At 56.3% G+C, this 16,031-nt stretch carries 14 protein-coding genes; 1 reads left to right on the top strand and 13 read right to left on the bottom strand.

Going from position 1 to position 16,031, the window contains the following annotated elements:
- Positions 1 to 10 precede the first annotated feature (10 nt).
- The 13 genes from BD293_RS18130 to BD293_RS18070 form a co-directional block, all read right to left on the bottom strand.
- Entirely contained in the window at positions 11 to 1,207 is a 1,197-nt protein-coding gene (locus BD293_RS18130) for a glycosyltransferase (RefSeq protein ID WP_142084786.1), read from the bottom strand.
- Between the two features lie 59 nt (positions 1,208 to 1,266).
- A complete protein-coding gene (locus tag BD293_RS18125; RefSeq protein WP_142084785.1) occupies positions 1,267 to 2,556 on the bottom strand; it encodes a hypothetical protein in 1,290 nt (429 codons plus the stop codon).
- A 2-nt stretch (positions 2,557 to 2,558) separates the two neighbouring features.
- The gene (locus BD293_RS18120; protein ID WP_170207209.1) at positions 2,559 to 3,830 is read right to left on the bottom strand and encodes a D-glucuronyl C5-epimerase family protein; all 1,272 of its coding nucleotides are present in this window, start codon (positions 3,828 to 3,830) and stop codon (positions 2,559 to 2,561) included.
- Positions 3,831 to 3,932: 102 nt separating this feature from the next.
- Positions 3,933 to 5,363, bottom strand: coding sequence for an asparagine synthase-related protein (locus tag BD293_RS18115; protein ID WP_170207208.1), 1,431 nt, complete (start codon positions 5,361 to 5,363; stop codon positions 3,933 to 3,935).
- Positions 5,364 to 5,521: 158 nt separating this feature from the next.
- Positions 5,522 to 6,874, bottom strand: coding sequence for an IS1380 family transposase (locus BD293_RS18110; protein WP_142081982.1), 1,353 nt, complete (start codon positions 6,872 to 6,874; stop codon positions 5,522 to 5,524).
- Between the two features lie 54 nt (positions 6,875 to 6,928).
- Positions 6,929 to 7,447: a hypothetical protein gene (locus BD293_RS18105; RefSeq protein ID WP_142084780.1), complete on the bottom strand. Its 519-nt coding sequence runs from the start codon at positions 7,445 to 7,447 to the stop codon at positions 6,929 to 6,931.
- A 32-nt stretch (positions 7,448 to 7,479) separates the two neighbouring features.
- Positions 7,480 to 8,523: a non-hydrolyzing UDP-N-acetylglucosamine 2-epimerase gene (gene wecB / locus BD293_RS18100; protein WP_142084778.1), complete on the bottom strand. Its 1,044-nt coding sequence runs from the start codon at positions 8,521 to 8,523 to the stop codon at positions 7,480 to 7,482.
- A 4-nt stretch (positions 8,524 to 8,527) separates the two neighbouring features.
- The gene (locus BD293_RS18095; RefSeq protein WP_142084777.1) at positions 8,528 to 9,682 is read right to left on the bottom strand and encodes a DegT/DnrJ/EryC1/StrS family aminotransferase; all 1,155 of its coding nucleotides are present in this window, start codon (positions 9,680 to 9,682) and stop codon (positions 8,528 to 8,530) included.
- Positions 9,682 to 10,275 carry an acyltransferase gene (locus BD293_RS18090; RefSeq protein WP_142084776.1) on the bottom strand — a complete coding sequence of 198 codons (594 nt, stop codon included), beginning with the start codon at positions 10,273 to 10,275 and terminating at the stop codon, positions 9,682 to 9,684. Before BD293_RS18090 ends, BD293_RS18095 begins: the two co-directional genes overlap by 1 nt.
- On the bottom strand, positions 10,272 to 11,228 hold the full coding sequence (locus tag BD293_RS18085; protein ID WP_142084774.1) for a Gfo/Idh/MocA family protein: 957 nt from the start codon (positions 11,226 to 11,228) through the stop codon (positions 10,272 to 10,274). Before BD293_RS18085 ends, BD293_RS18090 begins: the two co-directional genes overlap by 4 nt.
- A 41-nt stretch (positions 11,229 to 11,269) precedes the next feature.
- Positions 11,270 to 13,210, bottom strand: coding sequence for a glycosyltransferase (locus BD293_RS18080; RefSeq protein ID WP_142084772.1), 1,941 nt, complete (start codon positions 13,208 to 13,210; stop codon positions 11,270 to 11,272).
- 39 nt (positions 13,211 to 13,249) lie between these two features.
- Positions 13,250 to 14,542 carry a nucleotide sugar dehydrogenase gene (locus BD293_RS18075; RefSeq protein WP_246086383.1) on the bottom strand — a complete coding sequence of 431 codons (1,293 nt, stop codon included), beginning with the start codon at positions 14,540 to 14,542 and terminating at the stop codon, positions 13,250 to 13,252.
- A gap of 164 nt (positions 14,543 to 14,706) precedes the next feature.
- Positions 14,707 to 15,684: an IS5 family transposase gene (locus BD293_RS18070; RefSeq protein ID WP_142084769.1), complete on the bottom strand. Its 978-nt coding sequence runs from the start codon at positions 15,682 to 15,684 to the stop codon at positions 14,707 to 14,709.
- On the opposite strand from BD293_RS18070, the gene BD293_RS18065 reads away from it, so the two are divergent.
- Positions 15,676 to 15,975: a DEAD/DEAH box helicase gene (locus tag BD293_RS18065; RefSeq protein ID WP_211841083.1), complete on the top strand. Its 300-nt coding sequence runs from the start codon at positions 15,676 to 15,678 to the stop codon at positions 15,973 to 15,975. The genes BD293_RS18070 and BD293_RS18065 overlap by 9 nt on opposite strands.
- Positions 15,976 to 16,031: the final 56 nt, after the last annotated feature.

The raw sequence follows: 16,031 nt of genomic DNA, 5'->3' as shown, positions 1-16,031 counted from the left end.
ATCTCGAGCTTCACATTTTCTCCAACAACTCTTCATATACGTCAGAGAGTGAATGTTCTTGTGCTTGCCAGCAATAAGCTTCACTCGCGGCGCGAGCGCGACTAGACAGCACAGCGCGTAGCGCTGGGTCAGCGGTCATTCTGCGCAAAACTCGCGTCAACTCTTCTCGGTCACCAGATGCGAACATCAAGCCCGGATTCCCCCCCGGCGCTTGCCTCAAGGCATGACACATTCCCGGCAGGTTGCTTACCACCACCGGTAGTCTCGCATGCAAATATTCGAACAGCTTGTTGGGGCTAGCATGGGCATGATTCAGGCACCCTGCCTCGAGTGGATGAACCCCAAAGTCGGCAGTCATGGAAGTCGGCAAGAGTCGCTCCAGCGGCTCGGGTGGCACCAGATGGACCCGTCCCAACAGTCCCAACTCCGCAATCTGTTTTTTGAGCGCTTCGCGCAACCGCCCATCACCCATCAGCACAAGGTCTAGATCGGGCACTTCGGGCATCGCCGCAACAAGAAGCTCAAGACCGCGATGTGGTTGTAGGCCGCCCTGATATAACGCCACTGGCCTGCTGGGTTCTATTCCTAATCGAGCGCGCAGATCTGGTATCGCAGGGCTTAAACCCGTATCCAGAACTGGCCAGTTAGCTAACACTGTTGGCCTCCTAACACTATAGAACCGCGCTAGCGCCTTGGCGATCCCTGGTGACGGCACAATCACTCTCGCCGCGCGTGTAAGCGCAAACCCCTCGATCTGTCGAAATACTGGGCGCAGCCAGTTGTTCTGATCAATACGGTCCATATTGAACTCATGCGCATCATAGATCAATGGTACCCGAGCAAGACGCGCGGCCTGCAGCGCCGGGATCAGCGTGTTTAGGTCATGGGCATGTATCACGCTAGGACGCATCGCCACCATTGCACGGACCATTTGCTGCTGTATCAGTAGCTGCCGTGCCATATGAAGCAGCTGTCTCACCCCGCTACGGCGCTGAGGGGTAGCAACAAATCCAGCAGCCCCCAGGGTGTCACGTCCAGCTTTGCGAGGAAACCGCTCGACAATCAGTTCGGGCCCGCGCTGCTCTCTTGCAGGTCCGTCCGGGTCGGCACGGCGGCAAAAGACATGAACCGTGTAACCGGCCTTGTTCAGAGTTGCGATTTCCTTTTGAACACGCGCATCGGAGTCGAATGTATTCCACACGATCATCGCAATTCGTCCACGCGATAGGCTCGTCCCGTATGGAGCCAATGTTACTCCGCCGACCTTCACTCGACTGATAGGCCGGTATCGCTGGCCTTCCGGCGCAAGGCCTTAAGTGCCAGTGCTGCGCCTCGAGCAAGATGCATCTCCTGACGGAAGTCTGCGCCGAAATGTTCAGGAAGCATCTGCACCGGAAAACGTCGGATCTGACTGAGCCAGTAATCAGGCTGCTTTCCTTCGACAGCGAACAACCCGAAGCTGCCCAGCATTCCGCCGAGCGACCATACCCTTGCAGGATCAGCTCGGGCAGTTAGCACCCGATCTCCCCGGAATACGATATAATTCTTGCCTGACCGCCCTACTGACTCTATTGCTTTGGCGCGATCACTCAGCGTCATACTATCGATATATCCTACTCCGGAGCGAAAAGAAGCAAAGGTCTCGATGGCTAGTTGTTCTGGGTCGTTTATGCTGCGGCAGCAGAGCAGCCCCTCTAGAATATATACCTGATGCATCAAGTCGAAGACTGGCCGCGTCTTGGAATAAGTCCAGCCCAGACCGGGCATGAAGCTCCCATTAAGCCACTCCAGCGCCTGCTCAGCTTCACGCAGCGTCGCTGATCCTGATTCGGACAACTCGGGGTTATCGAGAACTACCTGCGCCCAAAGTGCGATCGTATTTTCCACCACTTCAGGTAGAGCGGGAGCATAGACGGGCAACGCGACTGCCTTGTCATTGATTACAACCTCTCGACGAGGCAGGCGGGCAAGACCCCGAAACCCTTCCTGCACCAGTCCGGCACACGGGATGAGACCATCCGCTGCCGCCAGCGCGCGTGTGACCAGCGCCGTGGTGACCAGAAAAGGCTCATCAGACGGGAAATCCTGCCAGCGGAACCCCAGCCCCCATTGCGCGGATACGCCTGTTTCGCGGTGCAGGGCACCCGATTGCAGCCGCGCGACGCTGGCCTTCGCGCGCAGGCGAGCCTGTGCGTCTGACAACAGGCCCGCCTGATGCGCGATGACCACAGCTTCCAGATATTGCGCTTCGGCCATGGCGTGCCATTGCGGGGTGTCGCAATACGCATCACAACTGATCCCGCGCGTGCTCTCATAGGTGTCGAGCAGCGCACTCAGCAGATCGCGCAGACGGGTGGCCGTGGGAACAGCCGGGGATAGCGGGGCCGACACCGGCGCGGGCGCAGCCCGCAGGCGCGCATTTTCAAGTTCGAGTGCCTCGATCCGCGCGGCCATCCGCGCAGATTCCTGCCCTGCGGAGGTGAGGCGGGCATTCAGGCGTGGAATGTCGAAACCCAAAGTGCGGGCAAGCCTTGTGCGCAGAGACCAAGCTTTCATCGTCATTCCTTTTCATTAAGCATAGCAGTAACAAACTGAGAGAAACCAACGGGATAGTCGAGATGCGGCGTCAAGGCATAGACGTCGGAAAATCCAAGCTCCGACCATCGCTCCTGATAACCAAGGAAGCGCAGCGCGTAATCACGAAAGATCGTCCGCCCGCTGAACCGAAAAATCTCGGCGCAATCGATGATGTGTACGAAATGATAGCCGTTGAAAAATCTGTCGCCAATCTTCTTCTTGAAGTTCGTCGGATAGGCAAACATGTTTTGCGCATCGAACGGGATCTGGCAGTGGATCGTGTTCGCTCCGGGCGTGGATGTGGCAATCCGGGCGAAGTCGTTCCAGCGCTCGGTTGGCATACCGGTGCTGTCTGGACGATAGTTCCCCTGTGCTACCCGCAATCTCAGCGTGCAGGGGGCTGTGCAGGTGAAGGAAAGATGCAGTAAATTGGGCTGTGGTGCCGAAATAAGTGACATGACAACATTGAATTGATGCAGCCGCCCCTCGGCGCGCTCCAAATAGTTCTTCCAGCGCGAGTCCTGGGGTTCCAGGCTCCCAGGAAAATACCCCTCGTCGGGAATCTCGATGGCGAAGGACTCGGCCTGAAAACCGGCCTCGCGATCCACGATTACCTGCAATCGCGTGAAGCCAGTCAACTGATAACGGCTGTTCAGACAGAATTCCGCATCATAGAGGGGCAGCATAGTGGCGGCGGCGTCGATGTTCCGATCCAGAAATTCACCCACCGCCACATCGCATCGCTTCAGGTCGTCAACGCTTTCGATGATCCATCTTACGACGGTCAACCAGCCATTGAGCGTATAGAATGTCGGCTCATGAGGATATTCCTCGACAATCCAGCCAAAGGATTTCCTGACCAGCACACCACCCTCGGATTTCGGAATCATCAGGCTCCGAAACAGAAGCCGGACAATCTGGGCATGAGCGGGGTTATGGCGGCTCAGACGGCAGAAGGCCCGAACAAACCACGACTGGGTTAGCGCAGAATAGAACCTGCCGGGGACGGAAGACAGGCCATCTTCCTCGGAATAATAAAAAACCAGAGCGTCCTGAAATTCCGTGCCCCGTTTCAGCGTTTGCAGCGCCACCGCCTCGGCGGCCCGAAGCGCCTCAGGGTTGCCACAGCCCTCATACGCACGGACGAGGTCGAAAATCAGATAGGCTGCGAGGATCGGGTGAAAAACTTGTCTTGTCCCAAGCTGCTTCATCGGACAACCCTGCGCGTCGAAGCAGAGGTTGTAGTAGTTCAAGTACATTTCCTTACGAGCAACTGGAAGCAACGCTAGTAGCGAGTGCCCCGAACTGGCGCGGGTATTCAATGATTCATCTTGCGGTAAACTGATCACTAAACTTTACGTCCTTGTCGTTCTGAGATCATCTAGACTGAATCGTACGTTCGAATAAACACCTCGCTGAAATTCATTTGATGACGCAATGACAGCAGAATATATTCCGAAAAGTAGGAAGCGATGACCATAATTTACCCCAGTTGCCCTGAGGGACTCCAACCGATCACGATCTACAAAATCGAAAACCACCGAGCTGGGGCTTGATAGGATAAAGTCGAAAAGGTGCTCTCCGATAACATCGACCCAGTTGGCCCGCCAATCAAGGTTGGCCCCTGACCGCTGATCACCTCTCGATCTGAAAGCATCAGGCCATTTCAGCTTGAATTTTTCGATCTGCTCTGAATCCCAGAACGCCCAATAATCATTGGCAAGGGGGATATCCACAAGATCCCGATTAACCCTTCTGAGAACCTCGTACAATAGACGGTCATTGCTTCTATATTCGACCGGAGCAGAGTAAACCGCCTCCATAAATGAGTTATCCAACAAAGGATAAGTAGGTATTCGCGCCATCGAACCACTGCGGGCTAGAGCCGCCGCCCACCGCCCCATCCTACAATAAAGATATGCAGCATCAGCGGCCAGCGGCATGTTTTCGGAAAGTTCGTTCTCTTCCAACCAGTCAGTTATATAATTCCCGTACCTCTCAGAGGATTCTTTTTTAAAAAACGTTGAAAAACGGCCCCACTTTGATATCAGAAGAGAGTGAGAGTTATATTTTACTTTCTGCTTAGTAAGGCCCTTTGAGTAACCTCCTCGAAGCAATTCACCACCCAACCCATTGAACACACGGACATCTCGAAAACTACGATTAAACCCTAGATTTCCGAAAGAAATCAAACCAAAATCGGTTGCCTTAAGTGTGTCAACGGTTCGAGTATAAAAATCGTCTGGAGAGATAGTAGCCTCAACAGAGCGCTGTGCAGTCTTTGTAATAATATGTTCGACCTTCAGCGCGTCGGCTACCAATTTGGCACAGTACACATCTGTAAAATTATGAGAGCCACCGTCCGTCGTTTTCGCAACCACGTTCATTCCTGAAGCTGTCATACCTGCCAAAACGAGCCTGCTATCCTTCCCACCGCTAAGTTGAATTTCAACACTGGAAGCCCCTTTCAGAGCGCTGAAACCGCTTATGAATCGGTCTGTGATCGAATCAAAGTACTTGCTGGAATCGTAATCTTTATCATCGCCACCCAGCTTCCCGCTCAAAAGCTCTGAGAATTCGCATTTCTCTTGAGAGCGACCACCTGATACATGCAAAGTTGCATAAGGAGGGATAGCAGTTACCCTCGGATAAAAAGTTTCATCGTTTCCAAAAAATCCAGCATTCATGAATGAGTATATGTCTGGAGTTTCCGAAGCATTAAGCCGACATTTCCCAAGTGGCCTGCCGTCTGACGTCAAGATCGCCTGATTGCGCCAGTTGATCAAGCGTTTTTCGTCCCGAGCGGCGTCTGCGGTCGCGCAAACGCCTGGAGTTGGGCGGATCGGGCCAGGAGCCCGCAGCATCCCGGCTCGGCGGCGACGTTTTTCAGCGCGGTGGACGGACCTGTCCTGCCGCTTTCGTTCAGTTTGGGTCCGGATCGCGGTCATGCGCATAGCGGTGGCGCTCGCAATCGGCGGATGGCGGCAAGGATGGCGCGCACCATTGGGCCAGTCACCGCGACCTCGGCCAGTTGGAAGGTGATGGCGCGGGCGTGGCGGACGACACGCGCCCCGATCTTGATCAGCTTCAGTTGCAGGCTGGTCAATGACCAGTCGGCCATGGCCTCGGGCAGCTCGATGCAGCGCAGGAAGGTTGCCAGATTGTAAGCCAGCGCGTGCAATTGCAGCCGCACCTCGTTGTCGCGGAACTTCCGGCATGACAGCCGCGTCCAGTGGAAGGCGTATTTGCCCTCCTTGATATGCTGCTCGGCCGTGCCGCGCTGGTTGTAGAACCGAACCACCCAATCCGGTTCCATCGGCAAGTTGGTGACGATGAAGCCAACACGCGGGAACAGCTCGCCTGGGTGCCATTCGATCTTGGCAATCACGCGGCGCTCCTTGTCCCAGGACGCGGCCTGATAGTGGAAATCCTCAAAGAACCGCTTCACCTTGGTCAGCGAAGGCCGCCCTACGGGCCGGTTCAGCCGATGCGCGATCTTCTCGCGCAGGACGCTGTTGGCGGGTAGTCGGATGGCGTAGAAATAGCCTACTTCTTCCAGCCGCGCATAGATCGCGGGGTTCGCATAGGCGGCATCGGCGCGGAATAAGCGCATGATGTCGCGCTTGGCATATCGGGCGATGACGGGGTCGAGGACGTCCCGCCAGCCATCAGCACTATGGACGTTGCCATTGCGTAGGGCGCAGCGTTCCAGCATCCCGAACTGGTTGAACAGAAAGTTCGGATGATAGCAGGTGCAGTCGAAATGCCCGTTCCAGGCGGAACCTTCCTGATCGCCGTGGGTGGGGCTGACCGAGCTGTCCATGTCCAGCACGATGAACTTCAGCCCGTTGCGGTCATGAAACCGGTCGATCCACTGGCCGTTCAGGTCGGCCAGTGCCGCCCGGTTCTCGGGCAAGGCCAGCGTCTCGGTCTCGAACCGCCCCATCTGTGAGGCCGAGGCCGCTTGCGCATCGACAGCCCGACCACCAACAACCTGACGCATCACGGGATCGAGCGCGAGACGGTCGGCATCGTTGACGTCCTCGTATCCGGCCAGCCGCCCGAACACTGACTGCCGGAACAGCCCGTCGAGCCGATGGACGGTGTTCTTGCCGGTGCGGTTGTCGCACAGCGCCGCAGACGCGAGGCCAGACAGCCCGAGCGCGTCATCCAGCTCGCGCATCACCAGAAGGCCACCGTCGGAGCTGAGCTGAGTGCCGCGAAATTCCAGTCGCACGCGAGGGTCGAAATCCACCCGATCTGCTCGCTGCAAGCCCGCACCCTCTGGGTGATCCATAAAACTCGCCCCCTGCATCCATCAACACCATGATTTATATAAGAAATACCATGGTTAGGACAGCAAAATCATAGATTTACTTGGGGAATGCGGGTTAAGACCCAATGCACTGATAACTTCGTTGATTGAATATGCCCATGTGCTGACGACAATCAGATCCGAGTTCTCAAATTTGTATACTGGCTCCATTCGCGTTATGGTTGTCGCTGCGGAAAGTATGTTGTCATCAATGCTAAGTGAAAGAACAGAAAACCGCCCATTCATCGCGTTTACTCTCCTATGAAAATCAACGCTTGGCGCAATAACTTCGTCATGGCCAGGAGCCACATCACCATAATAAAAGTTTAATACCTTACCCTGGGCGGGAGTATTGGATGTTTGAATAAGCGCATGGACCTCATTTTCGTTTGTCGAAAAATAGTAAAATATCGAGCCATTTTCAGAGAGACCAAAGGTTGCGTCACGCTCATACTGATATAATGGAGATGCCTGCGAACACAATCGCGCAATAAAATCGGTTCTTTCCTTGGCGAAAGCACCACTTTTTAAGCAAATGACAATACCGTAGTTCATCTATCTAATCCTCATACGATACGCTGGGACGGTCATGTGCGGAGCTTTTCAATAATCCCCAGTATCCGCTCCGCACTATCCCCGTCCCCATACTCTGCAATGGGCTGACGTGGTTTATAATCCTCCACTGTCCATAACCGGTTCCAGCCGCAAGCGATCGTTTCAACCCATTCGGTTTCATCGCGCAGGGTAATGCAATCGACGCCGTGGAAATAGGCCTCTTTCTGCATGCCGCCGGAATCCGTCAGGATCAGGTCACAGGCCGCCAGCAATTCCTGGGTTTCCAGATAGGGCAGCGGGTCGATGACGGTAAGCCCGCTCAGGTCAATTTCTGCCGCACTCATGCGCGCGCGGGTGCCGGGGTGCAGGGGCAGGACAATGGCATGACTGCCCGCAAACCCGCGCACATACTCCACCACCTGTTGCAGGCGCGCAGGATCGGCAGTGTTCTCGGCGCGGTGGATGGTGCTCATGGCCAGCTTCTTGCCCGGCTGGCCATAGGTTTCGCGCGCGCGGTCGGGTCGGACCAGCCCCAGCACCGCGCGGGTCACGTCATACATGATATCGCCCACATGATGCACGCCCTTGCGGATGCCCTCATTCGCCAGATTGGTCACACTCTCAGAGGTGGAGCAGAACAAGAGATCGCTGACATGGTCGGTCATGATCCGGTTGATTTCTTCGGGCATGCGTTTGTTGAAGGACCGCAGGCCCGCCTCGACATGGATCACGGGCACATGCAGCTTGGCCGCCGCTAAGGCTCCCGCCAGTGTTGAATTGGTGTCGCCATAGACCAGCACGGCATCGGGGCGTTCCGACAGGATCAGCGATTCAATCGCGGCCAGCATCTCGCCCGTCATGGCACCGTGGCTTTTGCCGTTGATCCCCAGCGCATGTTCGGGCGCGCGGATGCCCAGCTGGTCGAAGAAGACCTGAGACATGGCGAAATCATAATGCTGACCGGTATGGACCAGAATTTCATCCACCTGATCCGAGGCATCGATCACCTTGCGCAGGGCGGCGCATTTGACGAATTGCGGGCGGGCACCAACGACGGTCAGGATTCTGAAAGGCATGAATTTATCCGGATACTGTGGGTGTCAGGTTGTGCTGATCTGCAAGGGCCTGTTGCACCGCAACAATAACCCGGTCCTGTTCTTCGGCACCCAGATAGGGATGCATCGGCAGGCTGAAGACCTGCGCGGCGGCGGATTCAGATGCGGGCAGACCGGCAGGGTCGTGCGGGAAACCGGCATAGGCGCTCTGCATATGCAGCGGGCGGGGGTAATAGACAACGCTCGGCACTCCGGCGCGTTTCAGGGCGTCCATCAGCGCGGCACGGTCCTGGCCGGGGCGGGTGCGCAGCGTGTATTGCGCCCAGGCCGAACGCAGCCCTTCGGGCACGACCGGCGTGTCAATCAGCCCCGACAGCGCAGTCGTGTAGCGCGCGGCCACGGCCTGCCGGCGTTCCAGTTCATCGCCAAAGATCGCCAGCTTTTCCAGCAGGATTGCGGCCTGAATCGTGTCTAGACGGGAATTCCGGCCAATGCGGACATTGTCATATTTGTCCGACCCCTTGCCATGAACCCTGAGCGAGCGCAGGATCCCGGCGGTTTCGTCATCATCGGTGAAAATCGCGCCGCCATCACCATAGCAGCCCAATGGCTTGGCCGGAAAAAACGAGGTGGTGGCGATATCGCCAATCGTACCACTGGCCCGGCCCTTATAGTTTGACCCGAAACCCTGCGCGCTGTCTGCGACCAGCTTCATCCCATGCGCGGCGCAGATCGCCTTAATGGCATCGTAACCGGCCGGCAGGCCGAACAGGTCCACAGCGTTGACGACTGCCGGGCGCAGGCCCAGATCGCGGGCATGGGCCACAGCCCGCGCAAGGCTTTCAGGACACAGGTTAAAGGTAACGGGGTCGATGTCGCACATCACCGGGACAGCACCGGTCGCGGGCACCACTTCGGCCGTGGCGGCAAAGGTGAAGGAGGGACAGAAAACGGCATCCCCCGGCCCCACCCCCAGCACCACCATCGCCAGTTCCAGTGCATCGGTTCCGTTGGCGCAGGTGATCACATGACGCGCCCCGCAGAATTCGGCCAGCGCATCCTCGAACGCGGCGACTTCCGGACCCATGATATAGCCGCCATGCGCCAGCACCGCCTGGATGCGGGCGTCGATCCGGTCCTTGATGCGGGCCTGCTGCGCGGCAAGATCAATGAACTGCATCACGCTGCATTCTCCTCGGGAATCAGGGTTTCGCCGTCCAGACGGTAACGCGCGCCCGTGCGCGGGCATGTCAGATCATCGCCCAACCGCTCGCCGGCGTGGCTGACCCAGCCAATGCGGCGGGCGGGTATGCCTGCCATCAGCGCAAAATCGGGCACGTCTTTCGTAACCACGGCACCGGCAGCGACCATGCAATAAGCGCCAAGCGTGTTGCCGCAGACAATGGTGGCATTGGCCCCGATAGTCGCGCCCTTGCGTACCAGAGTAAGGGCAAATTCCTCCTTGCGCTCGACATGGGCGCGAGGGGTCAGAACATTAGTGAAGACACAGGACGGGCCGCAGAATACATGATCTTCCAGTGTCACCCCACGATAGAGGGCCACATTGTTCTGGATTTTGCAGCCATCGCCGATGGTCACTTCCGGCCCGGCCATGACATTCTGACCCAGAATGCAGTTTTCTCCGATCACCGTGCCCGGCAGGATATGGACAAAATGCCAGATCCGGCTGCCTGTGCCGACACGCGCGCCCGCATCGATCCAGGCGCTTTCATGCACGAAAGCCCCCGGCGCGACGTCACCATGCACACTCATGCTGCGACCAGTCCGGCCAGTGCGGGATGCGCCGCACCCTGGTCCGGTTGCAGGGGCACGTGGCGGATATGCTCGACCATCCCGATGGCCGGGCGGACATCCGACAGGCCAAAGCCATTGCCCTCCAGAACATGCCGATAGCTGAGCGTGTGCAGATCAGTGAACCCGCCAGAGAACTCGATCTCTTCGCCATCAACAGTGATGGAACGATAGGTGGTCTGCCCTGCAGGTGTCTGCGGCGGCAGATTGGCGCGATTGATCGACAGCATCCAACGCACCCGCGCACGTTCGAATTCCAGATATCCGGCGGCCGTGTCAGTGCTGCGATGATGGACCAGATTTTCCGTATTCGCCCCAAACAGGAAATGCAGCATGTCATAGAAATGCACGCCGATATTTGTGGCGATCCCGCCTGACTTGTGCTCAAACCCCTTCCAGCTGGCATGATACCACGCCCCGCGCGAGGTGATATAACTCAGATCGACATCGAAAACCTTGCCTGCGGGGGCCGCCCGGATCTTTTCGCGCAGCGCGATGATGGCCGGGTGCAGGCGCAATTGCAGGATCGAATAGACCCGCTTGCCGGTCTCGGCCTCGATTTCAGCCAGCGTATCCAGATCGGCAGCATGCAGAACCAGCGGTTTTTCGCAGATCGCATCGGTCCCCGCGCGCAAGGCAAAGGCCGAATGGGCCTTGTGCAGGTAGTTCGGGCTGCAAATCGCGACATAATCCACCCCCGCACGCATCTGGCGCAGGCCGTGGATATGGCTTTCAAACTGCTCGAATTCGGTATGGAAGGCCGCATCGGGGAAATGGCTGTCCATGATCCCCACGCTGTCATTGATATCATAGGCCGATACCAGCGTGCCGCCGGTCTCGCGGATGGCTTTCAGATGGCGCGGCGCAATATAACCGGCGGCGCCGATCAGGGCATAGCGGGTCTGATTAGTCACGAACAGTTCTCCTCATATAACATCATCTGCGCGTCTGAAGGTCATGCAGCAACCTCGTCTACAAGGGTAAGCAAGCGTTTTTCGTGAAGTGTATAATTGTCAGATTCAATAAAACGTTTGCAAGCTGCACGCTTCTCTTCTAGCTCCTCATCTGTGATCGCCCGAACGGCCGCAACGATTTCGGCAACTGTTGGATCGGATGCAAGGGTCCAACCGATATTCCATTTCTGGATCGTCTGGGTCAGATAATTCAAACGCGAAGCCAGAATCGGAACCCCGGCATTGGGATATTCCCAGATCTTGTTGGGCGAACAATGCCAGTGATTAAGGCCGATATTTTCATAGGGGATGATGCCGATCGTTCCGCCCGAAGTCCATTCCACCAATTCAGAATGGGGCGCCATGGGCACAAAGCGCGCCTTCTCGAACTTGCGGGAAAAACGTACGCCGTCGATAACGCGGCGTATTTTCCGCTCGGCGGAAATCTGATACTCAGCGTCGCGCAATTCGGCAACTGTTTTCCCGATTGTTTCCTTGATGGTATCTTCTTCTGTCATGGCTCCCAACGCCCGGGACAGGGCGAATTCCTCAAGCGGAACTTCCCGCATGACGGGCGTGCCATTCTCGCCAACAGACACCTGCGCCAGGGCTGTGAGCCTTTCAAAATCATCGTTACCTGCCAAAGCCTCAAGCGTCAGCCCATTGCGCAGTCTGGTAAGGGTTTCTGCCTGAAATGCGATTGCCGCATCCCGAAGCTGGTCTTCCAGCGGGCCGCGCCCCATGAAGACCACATACCAGTCTTCAGGCAGGCTGAAGGCCGCTTCGAGCAGGATTGGCAGACCGCGGTGGGGTGAAAACCCGCCCTGATACAGGATGATCTTTGCCTCTGGGGGCAGCTTGGCGGCTTCGTGCAACCGCCCGTCATAGGTGACGGATTTCGGATACACGGAATTCGGCATCACGACGGGACTGGGCAGCGCCGGATATGTGCGGGCGTAATAATCTGCAATGGCCTCGTTAACGGTTACGAAACCATCGACATGAGGCAAACATTCTTTGTGAATTGCCTGATGGGCCGCCGACATGCGCAAAGATGCATTGGCCAGATCGTCATATATCTCATGTGCCTCGTAGATTACCTTGCACCCCAACTCCTTTTTCAACGCGATGGCTGCCGGAAGGGGACCGATTTCATGGCAATGGATGATATCGGGGCGAAACACACGGCCTGTTTCGACGAAGCCGTTGATGCGTGATTTCGCGACAAAATGATGTGAAATCCGTTCATGAAATCCACCTTGTGCAGTGTTGGTGGGTGCCAGCAACGATTCCAGCAATGTGTATTGCTGAACATTCTCGTTTTCGCCGTAATTGCGGGCGTAGCGCACCTTTTGCCGCACAACCGAAATCGCCGGGTTGTTGATGACTTGCTTATACAGATGCCCAATAGCGCTGCCAAACCGGTTAAAAGGCCGTCGCAATACGAGGTAGATCAAGTAAAGAATAATCACTACAACAACGTGATAAGCCATCGGATGCGCGGCGGCGATATCCTCGATGCTGTATCCTGTTGCAAACAGCAGGGCCTGCGATGAACTGATCAGCCCATGAAACCAGTTGCCCAGCAGTCTTAACAGATCGCTTGCCGCATTAAAAAGCGCGCCGGCCAGCGGGGCGAGCAAGCCATTGTAAACATACCACCCAAGAGCAACCGCAACCAACGTGACGATTGCCAGCAACGGTAACAATATAGCAGCATAAACCATCGCAATCTGCGAAAAGGCACGATACTGCCAGTCAATTCTCTGTATCCGCACGCCTTTAGGTGAGAATGCCTCGGATCCCGGCAGATTTGGCAGGCGCAGGCCAACCAGCAGCACATCATGGCCCGCCGCCTTCAGGCTTTCTGCCTCGCGAACAACCCTGTTGTCTGTCGAGGCACCGTTCGGCACAAAAGCAAGGATCCTTTTGGGTTCGCTCATCTTGGGTATCCGTTTGTTGGCTGATCGGAAAACCTGGTATCAGGCTCTGTAAAGATTGGGGGCGGTTTGCCCGCGATATCTGCCACGCGTATCCAGAAGCAATGGTGCATGTTCCAGGATCATCGGATAGTCGATATCATTGTGATCAGTCAGCACCACCACAGCATCGAAATCTGCCAGAACATCCGGCGTCAAATCAACCGAAGACAGGTCGAAATCATGTTCCCGCATTTGCGGGAAGTTCGGGACATGCGGATCGCTGTAGGCCACTTCGGCCCCCCAAGCCCGCAACCGTTCCATGACAAAGACCGAGGGGCTTTCGCGCATGTCGTCGACATTGCGCTTATAGGCGATGCCCAAAGCAAGCACCCGTGAACCCTTGAGGGCTTTTCCACTTTCGTTCAGCGCGGCGATCAGCCGGCTCACAACATATTCTGGCATGCTGGCATTGATTTCCCCAGCCAATTCGATGAAGCGGGTATGAAGCCCATACTCGCGCGCCTTCCAGGTCAGGTAAAACGGGTCGATCGGAATGCAATGCCCGCCGATCCCGGGGCCGGGGTAATAGGGTGTAAAGCCAAAAGGCTTAGTTGCGGCAGCATCCACGATCTCGAAGATATCGACTCCCATACGGTCGGTAAGGACTTTCATCTCGTTCATCAGCCCGATATTGACTGATCGGTGGATGTTCTCAAGTAGCTTGACCAATTCTGCCGCTTTGGCAGAGCTTACAGGCACAACGCGCTCGATAAAGACTTCATAGAATGCCTGCCCCACGATCCTGCAGGAATCTGTTACTCCGCCCAGCACTTTGGGAATAGAATATGTCACAAAATGTACATTTCCTGGATCTTCGCGTTCTGGGGAATATACCAGAAATGCATCTCTCCCCAGGGTCAGGCCGGCACGGTCAAAATAGGGGGCCAATATCTCGTCGGTGGTGCCGGGCCAAGTGGTGCTCTCCAACGCGACCAACTGACCTTTACGCAGATATGGGGCGATGGCGTCCATAGTGGCAGTCACGAAGCTCAAGTCGGGTTCACGCTGACGGTTCAGCGGCGTTGGTACGCAAATTATCAGCACATCACACTCTGCGGCTCGCGACATGTCAGTCGTTGCCGCGAACCCCTGCGTCCGCATCCGGATGATGTCTTCAGCAGGTATGTGTCGGATCGGGCTCTTCCCCGCGTTCAGCTCATCGACTCGCTGCCGGCTGACATCGAACCCAAGCACCGTTAACCCCACTTCAGAAATAGCAAGAGACAATGGAATACCAACATATCCTAATCCGAAAACTCCGACGGTCAGGGAGCGTTCGGCCAGTTTATCCAAGAAAAAATTCACCCACTTATTCCTTGCTTCTTCGTTTAGGTTCTAGATTTTCGATAACGCCAGCTAAATCGCGTGGCCTAAATTTTAGATCACACGCGCCTCAGCGTACGGCCTTGTTGCACGGACCTACGATGGTTTGAGTTTGCCCTTACCCGCTCATTTGGTCAAGCGACGACTTCGAACTTGGCACGGCCAAGTTCGGTCATCTTGTTCAGAATGTGGGTGCCGATCTTGGCTTCTGTTTTCTGGTTGGGAAAGCTGCGCGCTTTCAGTTTGGGGCCGATGACCATCTTCCAGCGACCCATTTGTGTTTCACCGCGGCTGCGCTGATTGTATCCGCTGCTCACCTGCCAGGCCATACGCCCGCCTGTGCGTATTGCGGCAATGCGCTGGTCGCGCAGCGTTGGATTGCCCACAGCCTCGGCGCTGAGAACTGCAGTCTTGGGAGGCGGAATAGTGATCTCGACATCAACCCCAAACAGCTTCACGAGCAAGTCGCTGGTCGGGTCGCCGTCATAGGCGCCGTCGGCGATGAAGCGTGTCACGTCCCCGTCAATCTGATCCAGAAGCTCTGGCAAGGCGGTCGGATCACCCACATCATCGGTGGTCAGTTCAGAGCAGGCAATTTCGCCGGTGACAAGGTCCAGCCCAAGATGCAGCTTGCGCCAGGATTTGCGTTTGGCCTTTGTTTTGTGCTTGTTTTCCAGCCACTCGCCTTCGCCAAATATCTTCAGGCCCGTGCTATCTACGACAAGATGAATCGGGCCATCCGTCGACGCGCGCGCTTTCATCGGCAAGATCAAACCGGCCCCGCGACGTGACAGGGTCGAGTAGTCGGGCACCAGCAAATCCAGCCCCATGAGCTTCACAAGGCTGCCTACAAACCCTTCGGTCTGGCGCAGCGGCTGGTTGTAAACGATGCCAAGTGTCAGGCAGGTCACAATAGACAGGTCAGAATAAACTGGCTGGCCACCCCGTGTCTTGCGGCGCTCTGCACGCCATGCAGCTTCAACCTCGGGGCTTAGCCAAATTGTTACATCGCCCCGCCGACGCAGGCTTTCGTTATAGCCAGCCCAGTTCGTAATGCGGTACCGCTTCTTCTCGAACTTGTGCCGGCGGCCGTCATTGAATTTATGCGGCATCAACGCTATCCAATCGATCAGGGAAACGGCCTCCTAACAGAAACCGTAGGATCCATGCAACAACGCCCCACAGACCGCGCTTTCCGCATCGGACAGAAGCGCAACGTATTGGTTCATAAGTTTGTCTGCGCCGGAACCGTCGAGGAAAAAATTGATGCTATGATCGAGTCAAAGAAATCCTTGTCAGAGGAAGTGCTGGGGGGATCAGCCGAAATGAACTTGACCGAAATGACCGATGACGCTTTGCTGCGCCTCGTCGCCCTTGATCTTGCATCGGTCTCAAAGGAGTAAGTTCCATGTCGCAGTGGGGTCGATATGTGCCAGTGGCTGAACGCAGAAGAAAAGCT

The sequence above is a fragment of the Roseinatronobacter monicus genome (assembly GCF_006716865.1).
Lineage (GTDB): Bacteria > Pseudomonadota > Alphaproteobacteria > Rhodobacterales > Rhodobacteraceae > Roseinatronobacter > Roseinatronobacter monicus.
The sequence above is the reverse complement of the archived record's forward strand: the minus strand, read 5'-3'. Positions and strand labels throughout refer to the sequence as shown.